The sequence below is a fragment of the Streptomyces sp. NPDC001514 genome, from assembly GCF_053597075.1.
The window spans coordinates 80,321-94,695 of sequence record NZ_JBSFHO010000022.1 but is presented as its reverse complement, the minus strand read 5'-3'; the positions used below and the strand labels follow the sequence as shown (position 1 = coordinate 94,695).

Here is a 14,375-nt window from a genome sequence, read left to right as displayed (position 1 = left end):
GGGCCGCCCCCTCCATCGCGCACGCGCCCCGCCCTCGATTCCCTCAATGTACGTGCTCATCGGGCGACTTGGAGTACTGATCACATGATCGGGCGTACCGCTCCGACGGATTGGGGCAGTGGAGGCGGATGAGGCGGGGCGGGCCGGCCGTCGGCGCCTGAGCTCAGGATTCCACCACCGATCCGTGCAGGATCCGGGCCAGTTCGCGTGGCTGGGAGAACATCGGCCAGTGGCCGGTGTCCATCTCGACCAGCCGCCAGCGTTCGCTGGTCAGCAGCTTGGCCACGTCGTCGGACGGCTCGGGGCCGTCGAGCAGGCACTTGATGTACGTCGCCGGGAGCTCGCCGAGCGGGCGGGGCAGTACGGCCGGATCGGTGAGTGCGGCGCCCGGGTGGGGGGTCGCGCCGGACACGATGCGGGCGATCTGGTCGTCGGTGAGGCCCTGGCCTTCGCAGTCGGGCGCGGTCAGCGGCGCCCAGAAGCCGCCGTTCTCGGCGATCGAGGTCTCCAGTGCCGACGGGCCCTGCCACCAGGCGGAGGCGAACGACTCGCCGTCGGCCGGGACGTTGGAGTCGACGAAGACCACGTGGGCCAGCCGGTCGCCGATGCGCTCGGCGGCCTGGCCGATCGGGATGCCCGAGTAGCTGTGGCCGACGAGGACGACGTCACGGAGATCGTGGCGCTCCACCTCGTCGACGATGTCCTGGACGTGCGTCTGCCGGCCGACCGGCAGACCCTGCTTGTCGGCGAGGCCTGTCAGTGTCATCGGGTGGGTGCCGTGCCCGGCCGCACGGAGCTCCGGCACCACGTCGTCCCACGCCCACGATCCGAGCCACGCGCCCGGTACCAATACGAATTCCGCCATGGTGGCAACGTAGCGCGGCGGTCCGACAACCCGCCCGGCTTCGGGCTCGATCGTCCGACCGCGCCAGGCAGCGGGCAGCGGATCAGGTGGTGGACCACCGGCCGGCGTGCCGCGGACCGGCCGTGGCCACGGCCGGGACGACCTCGCCGATCGGGTGCTGCCACTCGACGCCGCGGTTGTGGACGGTCGGGCGGCGAGGGAGCGGGCGGCGTCGACGGCCGGTTCGGAGAAGTCGAGGCCGCCGACGGAGGAGGCGCCGCGGCGGACCGCGAGAGCGTGTCCCGGCCGGGGCCGGGGAGTACATGTCGCGGAGGTTGTCCACAGGCTGCGGACGACGCGAACGGATTGTTGGCGGCGCAGCGCAGAATGGGGGGCATGACTGAGACCACCGAGTCCGCCACGGACTCCACCTCGGGCTCCGCGGCGGACTTCGCCGCGGGCATGCCCGCCTGGGAGCAGCGCTTCCGGGCACCCCGCGTCTCGCTGCCCGACTGGGCGGAGGACGCCCCGGACCGTTCGCTCTTCGTGTCGAACGCGACGGGGACGTACGAGCTGTACGCATGGGACCGCGCGACCGGCGAGCAGCGCCAGGTGACCGACCGGGCGAACGGGACGACGGACGGCGTGCTCACCCCCGACGGCGAGTGGATCTGGTGGTTCTCGGACCGGGACGGGGACGAGTTCGGGGTCTGGATGCGCCAGCCCTTCGGCGGCGGCACCGACGAGCCCGCGGCGCCCGGGCTGGATGCCTCGTACGGGGCGGGGCTGGCGCTCGGGCGGGACGGCACGGCGGTGGTGGGCCGCTCGACGGACGAGGACGGGACGACGATCCATGTCGTGCGGCCGGGGGCGGACCCGGTCGAGATCTACCGGCACCGGGAGTCGGCCGGCGTCGGTGACCTCTCGCACGACGGCGCGCTGATCGCGATCGAGCACACGGAGCACGGCGACGCGATGCACTCGGCGCTCCGCGTCGTCCGGCTCGACGGGGCGACGGTGGCCGAGCTGGACGACACCAAGGGCGGCTCGGTCGAGCTGGGCCTGGAAGTCCTCGGCTTCGCCCCTGTGGACGGGGACACCCGGCTGCTGGTGGGCCACCAGCGACGCGGCCGCTGGGAGCCCATGCTGTGGGACGTGGCGTCGGGCGAGGAGACCGACCTGGCGATCGACCTGCCCGGCGATGTGAGCGCCGAGTGGTATCCGGACGGCTCGGCCCTGCTGATCGCGCACAGCTTCGAGGCACGGAGCGAGCTGTGGCGCTTCGACCCGGTGATGCGTGAGCTGACCCGGGTGGAGACCCCGGCCGGGACTGTCTCGGGCGCTTCGGCCCGGCCGGACGGGACCGTGGAGTATCTGTGGTCGTCCGCCGCGCACCCGCCGAAGGTCCGCTCCACGGCGGGACGGGAGGTGCTGGACCCTCCGGGGATGGCGGCGCCCGGATCCGTGGGCGTGGAGGACGCGTGGGTGGACGGGCCCGGGGGGCGTGTCCACGCGCTGGTGCAGCGCCCGGAGGGCGAGGGCCCGTTCCCGACGGTCTTCGAGATCCACGGCGGCCCGACCTGGCACGACAGCGACGCCTTCGCGGCCGGTCCCGCGGCCTGGGTCGACCACGGCTATGCGGTGGTTCGGGTCAACTACCGGGGCTCGACGGGGTACGGGCGGGAGTGGACGGACGCGCTCAAGCACCGGGTCGGGCTGATCGAGCTGGAGGACATCGCGGCGGTCCGCGAGTGGGCCGTGGCCTCCGGGCTCGCCGACCCGGCCAAGCTGGTCCTGGCGGGCGGCTCATGGGGCGGCTATCTGACCCTGCTGGGGCTCGGCACCCAGCCGGACGCGTGGGCGCTCGGCCTGGCCGCGGTGCCGGTCGCGGACTACGTCACGGCGTACCACGACGAGATGGAGGCCCTGAAGGCGATGGACCGCACCCTGCTGGGCGGCACGCCGGAGGAGGTGCCCGAGCGGTACGCGGCGTCGTCGCCGCTGACGTACGTGGACGCGGTGAAGGCGCCGGTCTACATCTCGGCCGGGGTCAACGACCCGCGCTGCCCGATCCGTCAGGTGGAGAACTATGTGGACCGGCTCGCGGCCCGTGGCGCGGTCCACGAGGTGTACCGGTACGACGCGGGGCACGGCTCGCTCGTGGTGGAGGAGCGGATCAAGCAGGTGCGGCTGGAGCTGGCCTTCGCCGAGAGGCATCTGAAGGGAGGGGGAGCCCCGGAGGAGGAGTAAAGGGGGGCGTTCCGTACCGTGGAGGGGTGTACCGGTTCCTGCTGACTCCCCGCTGGTGGGGGATCAACGTCTTCGTCGTGCTGAGCATCCCCTTCTGCGTCTTCATGGGGACCTGGCAGCTCGGCCGGTTCGAGGACCGCGTCGCCACCCACCGGGCCGCCGAGGAGCGGCCCGACCCAGGCAGGCAGGCCGCCGCACCGCTCGAGGAGCTGCTGCCCGTCGACAAGGAGACGTCGGGCCGGCAGGCATCGGCGAGCGGGCGGTACGGGGAGCAGTTCCTCGTGCCGGACCGCCGGCTGGACGGGAAGCGCGGTTCGTACGTGCTGACGCTGCTGCGCACCGACAGCGGCAAGGTGCTGCCCGTCGTCCGGGGCTGGCTGCCCGCCGGGGCGACGGCGCCCGCCGCGCCCGCCGGTGAGGTGACGGTGACCGGTGCCCTGCAGGCGTCGGAGACGTCGAGCACCGACGGGGTGAACACGGCGGGCGGGCTGCCGCGCGGCCAGGTGGGCATGATCAGTGCGGCGTCGCTGGTCAATCTGGTGCCGGACGACGTGTACGACGCGTGGATCACGCTCACCACCGCGTCGGACGGTATGAGGCCGGTGCCGGCCGCAGCGCCGCAGGGCAGCACGCTCGATCTGAAGGCCTTCCAGAACCTCGGCTACACGCTGGAGTGGTTCGCCTTCGCGGGGTTCGTGCTGTTCATGTGGTTCCGCTTCGTACGGCGCGAGGCGGAGGCGGCGAAGGACGAGGCGCTCGGCCTCGACCCGGCGTAACCCGTAACGCGCATACAGGGCAGCTGTCCCGGTCACGAACAGCGGAGCAAGCCGCGTCGTCCGCGGCCCGCTCCGGGCTCCTCCCCACCCAGGACGCGCTGCCGGCGGGCCCCACCCATGACGGGCCGCTGAGCCCTTCCCCGGGTCCAGGAGTCCCGGGTCCAGGAGTCCCGGTTTCAGGAGTCCCCGGGTCTAGGACGGGTTCAGAACGCTCGTGCGGTAGATCGTGCCCGCGCACGCGTTGGGGATGGTCGCCGCGGCGCCCGGGGCGCCGGCCTCCGGGGTGTGCGAGACCTCGATGCTGCCGTCCGCCGTGCCGCCGTCCGCCGTGACGAGCTGGGTCTCGGTGGTGGTCGATCCCGTGCCGTCGGTCGTGCCCGACGAACCGCCGGACGTGGGCGACGGGTCGGGCGACGGTCCGGTCGCGGGACAGGTCTCCGACGGAACGAACGCGAACTTCACCTCGTACGACGTCGACGGCTCCAGGAGCACCGCGCCGGCCTGGGCGCTCGGGTCGGGCAGGCCGGTCGCGGCGTCGCCCTTCGCGTGCTCGACCACGCTGATCTTCGCGGGATCGGCGGCGCCCTGCGCCCGGACGGCGACCGAACCGGGGCCGGTGACGGCGCAGGCGGTGCCGGACACGTTGGAGATGCGGAACGTGCCGTACACCTTGCCCTCGGAGTCCGGCGCGCCGACCTCCGTCCCGTCCACGCCGAGCTGACCGGCCTCGCAGGTGGGCGTCGTGGCGGGGATGCTCTCGGCGGGATCTGCCGGGCCGCCGGGCGTTGCGTCCGACGCTTCGCTGCCCGGCGTCTCGGGCTTCTGCGACTCCTCGGAATCGCCCGGGGTGCCGGGCTCCTGGCCGGAGGGGCTGTCGCCCCCCGTCCCGCCCCCGTCCTCCGCCTCGGTGCCCGTGCCGCCCTGGGCCTGTTCACCGTGTCCCGCATTGACGGAGCTGCCGTCGAAGACACCTCCGGTGCTTGCGACGTGGACGAAGGCGGGGACGGCGGTGCCGAGCAGGATCACCGATGCGGCCATGCCGACGAGGGCCTGGCGCTTACGGGCGCGCCGCGCGGGCACGGCCTTGCGGAGGTGGTCCAGGGCGCCCTCGGACGGTGCGAGGTCCTCGACGGCGTTGTGCAGCAGCCGCCGCAGGGCCAGCTCGTCGCCGCCGAGCGCGTCCGCGAGCGCGTCGCCGCTCAGCGGGTCGCCGCCCAGCACGTCGCCGCCGAGCCCGCGGTCATGCCTGTCGTGGCCGTCATGGCCGTCGTGGCCGTCGTGGCCGTCGTGGCCCTCACGCACGCCACGTTCATCCCGCTTGCCGCGTTCATCCCGGTTGTCGTGCTTGCCGTGAAACCCGTCCAGCGGCCCGTTGTTCACAATTCCGTTCCCAGTCCGGTCGTTCAACGGCCCGTCCGGCCCGTACAGCTCAGTTTCGTACTCACGATCGTGCCTGGGCTCGCGATCCGGCCCAAGTTCGTGTCCGTGCTCATGCCTGTTCATGCCGAAGCCCCCATGGCAACGCGCAGCGCCGCAATGCCGCGCGAGCCGTACGCCTTCACCGAGCCCAGCGAGATGCCCAGCGTCTCGGCGACCTGAGCCTCCGTCATGTCCGCGAAGTACCGCAGGACCAGGACCTCTCGCTGGCGTCGCTGGAGCCCGCGCATCGCCTTGATCAGCGCGTCGCGCTCCAGCTGGTCGTATGCGCCCTCTTCGGCGCTCGCCATGTCGGGCATCGGCTTGGAGAGCAGCTTCAGCCCGAGGATCCGGCGGCGCAGCGCGGAGCGCGACAGATTGACGACGGTCTGGCGGAGGTACGCCAGGGTCTTCTCCGGGTCCCGGACACGGCTGCGCGCCGAGTGGACACGGATGAAGGCCTCCTGGACGACGTCCTCGCAGGACGCGGTGTCGTCGAGCAGCAGAGCCGCGAGACCGAGCAGCGACCGGTAGTGGGCGCGGTAGGTCTCGGTGAGGTGGTCGACGGTCGTACCCGCGGCCGTCGCGTCGTCAGCGCCTTGGCGCTGGGACGGAATGCGGGTGTTACGCGCGGACGGCATGGGGGCGATCACCGGCATGCCGCCGGGCGTGCGGGGCCGCCGGAGCGGTCGCACCGCAGCGCCGCGCACCGGTGCCACGCCGACGGCGCGCACCGGAAGTCCGGCCGCACCGATGCGGACCGGGACCACCGCTGTGATGTCGAGTACCTCTGCCACGCCTGTTGGACACGTTTCCCCCCGTCAGGGTTGTACGCGTGCGCCACGGCTTTTGACCGCGCACCGTATGCCCTCATGCGTACCCGCTCTTCCCCAATGCCCCATTTATCGCGGCACCGTGAAGGGGCGACCGCAAAGACGCCTCCCGCCCGACCGCTGGTTGCAGGATGGCGGGAAATCATCGTCGAACATGCCATCACCCCAGTTCAAGTGGTACATGCAAGCGACTTGACCACAGGGTGTTCACAGATCCTACAAAGATCTACGAAGTCCGGCGCTCAGAATTCCGCGACGACCCCGGCAAGGGCCCCGGCGATGGCTTCGGCGATCTGGGCGGTGTTCAGCGCGGCACCCTTGCGGAGATTGTCGCCGCACACGAAGAGCTCGAGCGACCGGGGGTCGTCCATGGACCGCCGGACCCGCCCCACCCATGTCGGATCGGTCCCCACCACATCGGCGGGCGTGGGGAATTCGCCCGCGGCCGGATCGTCGAAAAGCACCACGCCCGGCGAGGTCGCGAGGATCTCGTGGGCCCGCTCGACGCTCACCTCGTGCTCGAAGCGGGCGTGCACCGACACCGAGTGCGTTGTGACCACCGGCACACGCACACAGGTCGCGGAGACCCGGAGTCCGGGCAGAGCGAGGACCTTGCGGGTCTCGGCCCGGATCGCGAGCTCCTCGGAGGACCAGCCGTCCTGGCCGAGCGCCCCGGCCCACGGGACCACGTTGAGCGCCATCGGGGCGGGGAAGGGGCCCGTGCCGTCGCCGACGGCACGGCGTACGTCACCGGGGGTCGTGCCCAGTTCCGTATCCGCGACCAGCGCGAGCTGCGCGCGCAGCGCGTCGACGCCGTCGAGCCCGGCCACGCTGACGGCCTGGTACGCGGAGACGACCAGTTCGTCCAGGCCGAACTCGGCGTGGAGCGCGCCGATCGCGACGATCATGGCGAGCGTGGTGCAGCCAGGGCTCGCGACGATGCCGCGCGGACGGACCCGCACGGCATGCGGATTGATCTCGGGCACGACGAGCGGAACATCCGGGTCAAGCCGGAAAGCCGCCGAATTGTCCACCACGACCGCGCCCTTGGCGGCGGCGATCGGTGCCCACTGGGCGGCCACGTCGGCCGGCACCAGGAACAGCGCGACGTCGATGCCCGTCAGCGCCTCCTCGGAGAGCGCGACGACCTCGGTCTCCTCGCCGCGCACGGCCAGCTTGCGGCCGGCCGAGCGCGACGAGGCGACGAGGCGTATCTCGCCCCAGACGTCGGCGTGCTGCGACAGGATCTGGAGCATCACCGCGCCGACCGCCCCGGTCGCGCCGACGACCGCGAGCGCCGGCTTGCCGTTCATCGTGCGCCCGCCGGGGTCCGGCGCTCCGCCGTCACCGGCCGGTGCCTCCGTAGACGACGGCCTCGTCGGAGTCACTGTCCAGGCCGAAGGCGGTGTGGACGGCCTGGACGGCCTCCTTGACGTCGTCCGCGCGCGTGACGACCGAGATGCGGATCTCGGAGGTGGAGATCAGCTCGATGTTCACGCCGGCGTCCGAGAGCGCCTCGAAGAACGAGGCCGTCACGCCCGGGTTGGTCTTCATGCCCGCGCCGACCAGGGAAATCTTGGCGATCTGGTCGTCGTAGCGGAGCGACTCGAAGCCGATGGCGGTCTTGGTCTTCTCCAGCGCGTCGATCGCCTTCCGCCCCTCGGTCTTCGGGAGCGTGAAGGAGATGTCGGTGAGGCCCGTGGACGCGGCGGATACGTTCTGCACCACCATGTCGATGTTGATGTCGTTGTCCGCGATGGTGCGGAAGATCGCGGCGGCCTCGCCCGGCTTGTCCGGCACGCCGACGACGGTGATCTTCGCCTCGGAGGTGTCGTGGGCGACACCGGAGATGATGGCCTGCTCCACCTTGCGGTCCCCTTGCGGTTCGTTGCTGACCCAGGTGCCCCGCAGCCCCGAGAAGGACGAGCGGACGTGGATCGGGATGTTGTAACGGCGTGCGTACTCGACGCAGCGGTGCAGCAGCACCTTGGAGCCGGAGCTCGCGAGCTCCAGCATGTCCTCGAAGGAGATCCAGTCGATCTTGCGGGCCTTCTTCACGACCCGCGGGTCGGCGGTGAAGACACCGTCCACATCGGTGTAGATCTCACAGACCTCGGCGTCCAGCGCGGCGGCCAGCGCGACGGCGGTGGTGTCGGAGCCGCCGCGGCCGAGGGTGGTGATGTCCTTCTTGTCCTGGGACACGCCCTGGAAGCCGGCGACGATGGCGATGTTGCCCTCGTCCAGCGCCGTCCGGATCCGGCCCGGCGTGACATCGATGATGCGCGCTTTGTTGTGGACCGAGTCGGTGATGACGCCTGCCTGGCTGCCGGTGAACGACTGGGCCTCGTGGCCCAGGTTTTTGATCGCCATCGCCAGCAGGGCCATGGAGATCCGCTCTCCGGCGGTCAGCAGCATGTCGAACTCCCGCCCGGCAGGGATCGGGGATACCTGCTCGGCGAGATCGATCAGCTCGTCCGTCGTGTCGCCCATCGCCGAGACCACGACGACCACCTGGTGGCCGTTCTTCTTGGCATCGACGATTCGCTTGGCGACGCGCTTGATGCCTTCGGCATCGGCAACGGAGGAACCTCCGTACTTCTGCACGACAAGGCCCACGTGCGCTCCTCGCTCGGTCTTCGCCGCAGTTGTTTTCTGCGGTCGGCTCAGTTTAACGAGCGGGCCGGGAACGCCCTCGGTGTATCGCATCGTGAGATGTCCCGCTCACGACGTGATCATCCGCCCGGGTGGCGGCCCGCACGGGGCGGGGCGCTCCTGGCCGCTCGGGCTGGTGCCTGCCCGGGGTCGGTGCGGGTACGCGGAATGTGGCGTCCCTCACGCCGCGGCCGTAACGGTCGCGGATCGCGACGGCGGAGCCTCGGTTCAGCCCTTCGCGCCGACCATCAGGGACGTACGGGCCGGGAAAGCGGTCTCGAACGACGCGTCCTGCGGGGCGGCCGTGTCCACCAGCTTGATCATGAGCGGCGTGGAGCCGGTCGGCCCCTTGGCGACGGCGCGCAGGCGGAAGCGTTCGACGCGGGCGGCGTCGCGGGCGAGCGGGGTGCCGGCGGGGGTGAGCCAGTGGGGCTGGACGTCGTTGGCGACGCGGAGTTCGACGGGGGTCCAGCGGCCGGTGGCGGGGTTGCGGCGTTCGAGGACGAACCCGTTCTGCGCAGGGGCCGGGCCTTCGCCCGTGCTCTCCATGATCTCCATCTGGAAGTCCACGGCGATCTCGCTGTAGGCGCGGGTGTTGCCGTTGTGGACGTGGACCGTGAACTCCTTGGCGGCGCCGCCCCGTACGAGGTCGATGCGGCCGCCGGCGGTGGAGGCGTACATGCCGACGACCGTCGGCCGAGCGGGAGTTGACGGCTTACCGGCGGGCTTGGAGGCCGTGGCCGTCGACGACGGCCCGGCCGGTGCGGAGGTTTCCGTGGCCGGCGTCGTCGACGCCGGTGACGGCGGCAGGGACGCCGGGAGCGGCAGCGCGGAAGTCGTGGCCGCGGACGGCGAGGCGGTGGCCTTCGACGGGGCCGCGTCGTCCGTCGTCGGGCCGCAGGCCGTCAGCAGTGCCGCCGCCAGGAAGACGACGGCGGCGGTGGGCAGGGGCGTACGTCTCACGTGGTCCGCTCCCGCAGGCCCGTAGGGTCGAAGGGCCGTCAACGTAGCAGTGCGGCAGGCAGGACAGGACCACGCGGAGATCTCACTTCCGCTACAGCCGCGCCGACGCGCGCTCGACGAGGGGACAGCGCGCGGTCGACGCACGGTCGACGTGCGTCCGACGCGATGTCGGCGCGCGCTCGACACGAGGTCGGCACGCGCTCGACGCGCGCGGGGTCAGTGCACCGGCCTGGCCCGTCCGAGCCCCAGCGGCCCCGCGATCTCCTCCGCCATCACGCGCCCCGCCTCCTCCGCGAGGTCGTCCTCCGGAAGGTCCTCGTCCGTGTCCAGGCCGTCCAGCTCCTGGAGGGGCTGGTCGAGACGGACGTGGGAGACGAGGGACTGGAGGGCGCGCAGCGTCGCGGACGCGGTGGGGCCCCAGTTGGAGAAGTAGGAGAACTGCCACCACCACAGCGCCTCCGTGGTGCGACCGGCCCGGTAGTGGGCCAGGCCGTGGCCGAGGTCGGTGACGATGTCCGCGAGGTTGTCGGAGATCCGGCACGGGACCGGTGCCTTGCGGGGCTCGTACGGGTCGAAGACCTCCGAGAAGACGTCGACCGGGTCGAGCAGGGCCGCGAACCGCTCGCGCAGCTCGTCGACCTCCAGGTCCGGGCCCGTGTCCACCTCGTACCGCTCCTCGGGGACGATGTCCTCGTGTGCGCCCAGCCGGCCGCCCGCGAGCAGCAGCTGGGAGACCTCCAGGAGCAGGAAGGGCACCGCGCTGTCGGGCTCGTCGCCCCTCGCCACTTCCGTGGTGGCCACGATGAAGCTCTCGATCGAGTCGGCGATCTGGACCGCGAAGTCGTCCGGGTCCTGCTTGGCGGAGTGGAGCGTTGCGTCAGACATCGAGAAGTCGTCTCCCCTCGAAGGCACGCCCGAGCGTGACCTCGTCGGCGTATTCCAGATCGCCGCCAACGGGAAGTCCGCTGGCGAGGCGCGTCACCTTCAGCCCCATGGGCTTGATCATGCGCGCCAGGTACGTGGCGGTGGCCTCGCCCTCGAGATTGGGGTCGGTCGCCAGGATCAGCTCGGTGACCGCACCGTCCGCGAGCCGCGCGAGCAGTTCGCGGATCCGCAGGTCGTCCGGGCCGACACCTTCGATCGGGCTGATCGCGCCGCCCAGGACGTGGTACCGGCCGCGGAACTCACGCGTCCGCTCGACCGCCACGACGTCCTTGGGCTCCTCGACCACGCAGATGACCGCCGGGTCGCGGCGCGTGTCCCGGCAGATGTTGCACTGCTCCTGCTGCGCGACGTTGCCGCACACGGCGCAGAAGCGGACCTTGTCCTTCACCTCGAGGAGGGCGTGGGCGAGGCGGCGGACATCGGTCGGTTCGGCCTGGAGGATGTGGAAGGCGATCCGCTGCGCGCTCTTGGGACCGACGCCGGGCAGCCTGCCCAGTTCGTCGATGAGGTCCTGAACCACGCCTTCGTACAACGGAACGCCTTTCTGGGATTGCTTCGCTGGTTACGGTAGTAGCTGCCGGTGCGCCTTCGATAGGGCAGACCCGAGATGGGGCGGACCCGTCGGAGAGCGGACGGTCAGAAGGGCAGACCCGGGATCCCGCTGCCGCCGGCACCGCCCAGGCCCTGGGCGAGCGGGCCGAGCTTCTCCTGCTGCAGCTGCTGCGCGTTCTCGTTCGCGGCCTGGACGGCGGCGACGACGAGATCGGCGAGGGTCTCGGTGTCCTCCGGGTCCACCGCCTTGGGGTCGATGACGAGTGCGCGCAGCTCTCCCGAGCCGGTGACGGTCGCCTTGACGAGACCGCCGCCCGCCTGGCCGTCGACCTCGGTCGCCGCCAGCTCCTCCTGCGCCCGGGCGAGGTCCTGCTGCATCTTCTGGGCCTGCTGAAGCAACTGCTGCATATTGGGCTGACCACCACCGGGAATCACGGTCACTCCTGGCATTTCGACGACGAATGTTCGGTAAACCGAGCCTACGTGGTCATGGGGCGCCTCGCCCCGCCCACTCGGCACCAACTCTTTCGAGTGAGAGCGACCGCCTTCCCCCTACCTGAGAGGGACCCTCTTGCGGGCGGAAATACCGGGATTTCGCCTCCGCGGCCCACCATTCGGCGGTAGGAAGACCCTGCGCACCAGAACCCACGCGCGCATCGCACGTCACGCAGGGTTAGCAGGGTTACGTACGTAGTCACGCACGGCAGTCACGCACAGCAGTCGCGTAGAGCGCAGAGGAGTGCCCCGGTGAGTCAGCCGGAGATGCAGCCTGGGGGGTCGGCCCGGGAAGAGAGCGGGGTCTCTCGGAACGGGGACGCCCCGGACCGGGACGCGACACAGGGCGACCTGACAGGACGGCCGTTCCCGCTCGGGGACTGGGGCGAGCCGGCGGAGCGCCTCGACGAGCTGTACCGCTGGGTCGAGACGAACGCGCTGCGGACGGCGGAGTGGTACCTCTCCGATCGCGCCCGCAAGCGCCGCTGGGCCCGCGCGCTGCGCGTCGGTACGGCCGTGGGGGGCGTCGCGGGCGCCGCGCTGCCGCTCCTCGACCTGACGGACGTGCTGTCGGGCGCCGCGGGCTGGGGCTATCTCTCGCTGCTGCTGGGCGCGGCCTGCCTCGCCTGCGACCGGTACTTCGGGCTGACGTCCGGCTGGATCAGGGGCGTCGCCACGGCCCAGGCGGTGCAGCGCCGCCTCCAGGCCCTCCAGTTCGACTGGGCGTCGGAGAGCGTCCGCGAGGTGCTCGGCCCGACCGAGGGGACGGCGAGCGAGGCGGCCGAGCGTTGCCTCGGGGTGCTGCGGCGCTTCTCGGAGGACATCACCGAGCTCGTACGGGCTGAGACGGCGGACTGGATGGTCGAGTTCCGGTCGGGCCCGGCGCCCCTGGTCATGCAGTCGCTGGCGTCGCCGCCGGCCCGCCCGGAGACGGGCCACCCCGCAGGCCGCTTCCCCTTCCCCCCGCCGACCCGCCCCAACATGCCCCGCCAGCGCCCCCCGGAGCCGCGCTAGGCCGGCAAGATCGGCCGGACAGGGCCTGGTCGCCTGCGGCGGACGGGCCCGCACGGAGCCCGTCCACCTCTGCGGTGCAGCGGTCAGCTGAAGATGACCATGGAGCCCTGGCCAAGGCTGCGGGTCGCCGCAGCGTGCAGACCCAGCCAGACATGGCGCTCGCGGGCGAACGGGCTCTCGTCGTACGGGATCGGGCCCGCCGGCTCCTCCAGGGAGGTGGGGCGGACGGGAGGAGCCGGTGCGGACGGGGGGTTGGCGGGATCGATGCCGATCACGGGGGCCACGAACTCGAGTTCGCGCAGGAGGCCCTGGGAGGAGCCCAACGGACCGCCGCCCGCGAGGAGTTCCTCGTTCGAGAGAGGGGCCTGGAAGTCGACGGGCACGTACGCGCCCGCGTGGTCGTAGTGCCAGACCAGATGCGACTGCTGGGCCGTCGACTCGAACATCTCCAGCAGCTGCTCGTAGTCGCCGCCCAGTTCGTCGACCGGCGTCACCGGCAGGCGGCAGAGCTGGAGCAGATACGCCCGGCGCAGGAAGTGCAGGGCGTCGTAGTCGAAGCCCGCGACGGGCGCGACATCGCCGGACAGGCCCGGCATGTAGGCGAAGACGGGAATGGTGGGCAGACCGGCCTCGGTGAGGGCCTTGTCGTACGACGCGATCTCTTCGGCGAACGGATTGTCGGGGCTGTGGCACAGCACATCGACGAGGGGGACCAGCCACAGGTCACAGGCCAAGACGGGCTCGCTCTCCATCGGAGTCGTGCAGGTTTGTGCGATGGTCGGGACAGCGTAGTGCCACCCGGACGACCCGCACAGTCAGCAGTCGGGAGCGAGGCCCGCGCCCGCGGTCACGCAGCCCGCCGCTCCAGCCGGTCCGCCCACCGCAGGGCGTGCTCGTGGTGCGCCACGATCACGGCGCGCGCCGTGACGCCGTCGCCGAGGGTGATCGCGGCCACGAGCTCCTCGTGGCCGCTCCACAGCCAGGTCTTGAGATCGGGCTCGGCGCGCAGATGCGGCACGGCGAACGCCCAGGACTGCATGCGCAGCCGGTGCAGGAACTCGGCGATGTAGGGGTTCGTGACGAGGGACCCGAGCTCCCGCCAGAACCGCAGGTCGTAGCCGATCAGGACGTCCAGCTCACCGCAGCGGGCGGCCCGCGACGCCTCCTCGGCCCGGCGGCGTACGGACACCAGGGCCGGGCCGTGCGCCGGGGTGGCGCGCGGGGCGCCGTCGGTGCGGAAGATGCCGTCCACGATCAGCGAGCGGGCCTCGACCATCCCCCGGTAGTCCTCCACCGAGAAACAGTGGACCTGGAAGCCGCGGTGCTGGTTGGAGTCGAGCAGCCCCTGCGCCGTGAGATCGACGAGCGCCTCCCTGACGGGGGTCGCGGACACCCCGTACGTGGCGGCGATCTCCTTCACCGTGAATTCCTGGCCGGGCCGCAGACGCCCCGCGAGGACCTCGTCACGCAGCGCGTCGGCGATCTGCTGCCGCAGGGTGTTGCGGGTCACAGTTCCGCTCGCGGGCATGATGTGGCCCCCTCCGTCCGGTTCCGGACACCTTAAGCCAGTAGGAGGGGGCATTTGACGGCCTGTGGATGAGGTCTATGCCACTTGCTCGTCAGGGCTCACACCGC

The 14,375-nt window shown here is 71.6% G+C and carries 14 protein-coding genes and 1 pseudogene; 3 read left to right on the top strand and 12 right to left on the bottom strand.

What is annotated here, in order from left to right; all coding sequences use genetic code 11:
- Positions 1–163: 163 nt before the first annotated feature.
- Together ACWCXB_RS23165 and ACWCXB_RS23160 are read right to left on the bottom strand one after the other, a co-directional pair.
- Positions 164–865, bottom strand: a complete 702-nt coding sequence (locus tag ACWCXB_RS23165; protein WP_450725369.1) for an alpha/beta fold hydrolase — start codon at positions 863–865, stop codon at positions 164–166.
- 109 nt (positions 866–974) lie between these two features.
- Positions 975–1,055: pseudogene (locus ACWCXB_RS23160) on the bottom strand (SAM-dependent methyltransferase); the annotation flags it as partial.
- Between the two features lie 185 nt (positions 1,056–1,240).
- Here ACWCXB_RS23160 and ACWCXB_RS23155 point away from each other — a divergent pair.
- Both ACWCXB_RS23155 and ACWCXB_RS23150 read left to right on the top strand, forming a co-directional pair.
- Complete coding sequence (locus ACWCXB_RS23155) at positions 1,241–3,094, top strand: prolyl oligopeptidase family serine peptidase (RefSeq protein ID WP_450725368.1); 1,854 nt, start codon at positions 1,241–1,243, stop codon at positions 3,092–3,094.
- A 26-nt stretch (positions 3,095–3,120) separates the two neighbouring features.
- Positions 3,121–3,870 (top strand): SURF1 family protein, encoded by a 750-nt coding sequence (locus tag ACWCXB_RS23150; protein ID WP_450725367.1) that lies wholly within the window; start codon positions 3,121–3,123, stop codon positions 3,868–3,870.
- A 192-nt stretch (positions 3,871–4,062) separates the two neighbouring features.
- Here the strand turns inward: ACWCXB_RS23150 and ACWCXB_RS23145 are convergent, their stop codons facing one another.
- The 8 genes from ACWCXB_RS23145 to ACWCXB_RS23110 all read right to left on the bottom strand — a co-directional run bounded on the left by ACWCXB_RS23145 (position 4,063) and on the right by ACWCXB_RS23110 (position 11,666).
- A complete protein-coding gene (locus tag ACWCXB_RS23145) occupies positions 4,063–5,250 on the bottom strand; it encodes a hypothetical protein (RefSeq protein ID WP_450725366.1) in 1,188 nt (395 codons plus the stop codon).
- A 119-nt stretch (positions 5,251–5,369) separates the two neighbouring features.
- Positions 5,370–6,083 (bottom strand): SigE family RNA polymerase sigma factor, encoded by a 714-nt coding sequence (locus ACWCXB_RS23140; RefSeq protein WP_450725365.1) that lies wholly within the window; start codon positions 6,081–6,083, stop codon positions 5,370–5,372.
- Positions 6,084–6,361: 278 nt separating this feature from the next.
- Positions 6,362–7,432, bottom strand: a complete 1,071-nt coding sequence (locus tag ACWCXB_RS23135; protein WP_450725364.1) for an aspartate-semialdehyde dehydrogenase — start codon at positions 7,430–7,432, stop codon at positions 6,362–6,364.
- A 31-nt stretch (positions 7,433–7,463) separates the two neighbouring features.
- A complete protein-coding gene (locus tag ACWCXB_RS23130; RefSeq protein WP_450725363.1) occupies positions 7,464–8,735 on the bottom strand; it encodes an aspartate kinase in 1,272 nt (423 codons plus the stop codon).
- 264 nt (positions 8,736–8,999) lie between these two features.
- Positions 9,000–9,734, bottom strand: a complete 735-nt coding sequence (locus ACWCXB_RS23125; RefSeq protein ID WP_450725362.1) for a hypothetical protein — start codon at positions 9,732–9,734, stop codon at positions 9,000–9,002.
- Between the two features lie 216 nt (positions 9,735–9,950).
- Entirely contained in the window at positions 9,951–10,619 is a 669-nt protein-coding gene (locus tag ACWCXB_RS23120) for a DUF5063 domain-containing protein (protein ID WP_450725361.1), read from the bottom strand.
- Positions 10,612–11,211 carry a recombination mediator RecR gene (gene recR, locus ACWCXB_RS23115; protein WP_450725360.1) on the bottom strand — a complete coding sequence of 200 codons (600 nt, stop codon included), beginning with the start codon at positions 11,209–11,211 and terminating at the stop codon, positions 10,612–10,614. Before recR ends, ACWCXB_RS23120 begins: the two co-directional genes overlap by 8 nt.
- Before the next feature lie 104 nt (positions 11,212–11,315).
- Positions 11,316–11,666 carry a YbaB/EbfC family nucleoid-associated protein gene (locus tag ACWCXB_RS23110; RefSeq protein WP_450725359.1) on the bottom strand — a complete coding sequence of 117 codons (351 nt, stop codon included), beginning with the start codon at positions 11,664–11,666 and terminating at the stop codon, positions 11,316–11,318.
- A 312-nt stretch (positions 11,667–11,978) separates the two neighbouring features.
- Between ACWCXB_RS23110 and ACWCXB_RS23105 the strand changes: the two genes are divergently transcribed.
- On the top strand, positions 11,979–12,740 hold the full coding sequence (locus ACWCXB_RS23105; RefSeq protein ID WP_450725358.1) for an SLATT domain-containing protein: 762 nt from the start codon (positions 11,979–11,981) through the stop codon (positions 12,738–12,740).
- 83 nt (positions 12,741–12,823) lie between these two features.
- Here the strand turns inward: ACWCXB_RS23105 and ACWCXB_RS23100 are convergent, their stop codons facing one another.
- Both ACWCXB_RS23100 and ACWCXB_RS23095 read right to left on the bottom strand, forming a co-directional pair.
- Positions 12,824–13,474 (bottom strand): hypothetical protein, encoded by a 651-nt coding sequence (locus ACWCXB_RS23100; RefSeq protein ID WP_450725357.1) that lies wholly within the window; start codon positions 13,472–13,474, stop codon positions 12,824–12,826.
- Between the two features lie 113 nt (positions 13,475–13,587).
- Positions 13,588–14,268 (bottom strand): GntR family transcriptional regulator, encoded by a 681-nt coding sequence (locus ACWCXB_RS23095; protein WP_450725356.1) that lies wholly within the window; start codon positions 14,266–14,268, stop codon positions 13,588–13,590.
- Between the last annotated feature and the right edge of the window lie 107 nt (positions 14,269–14,375).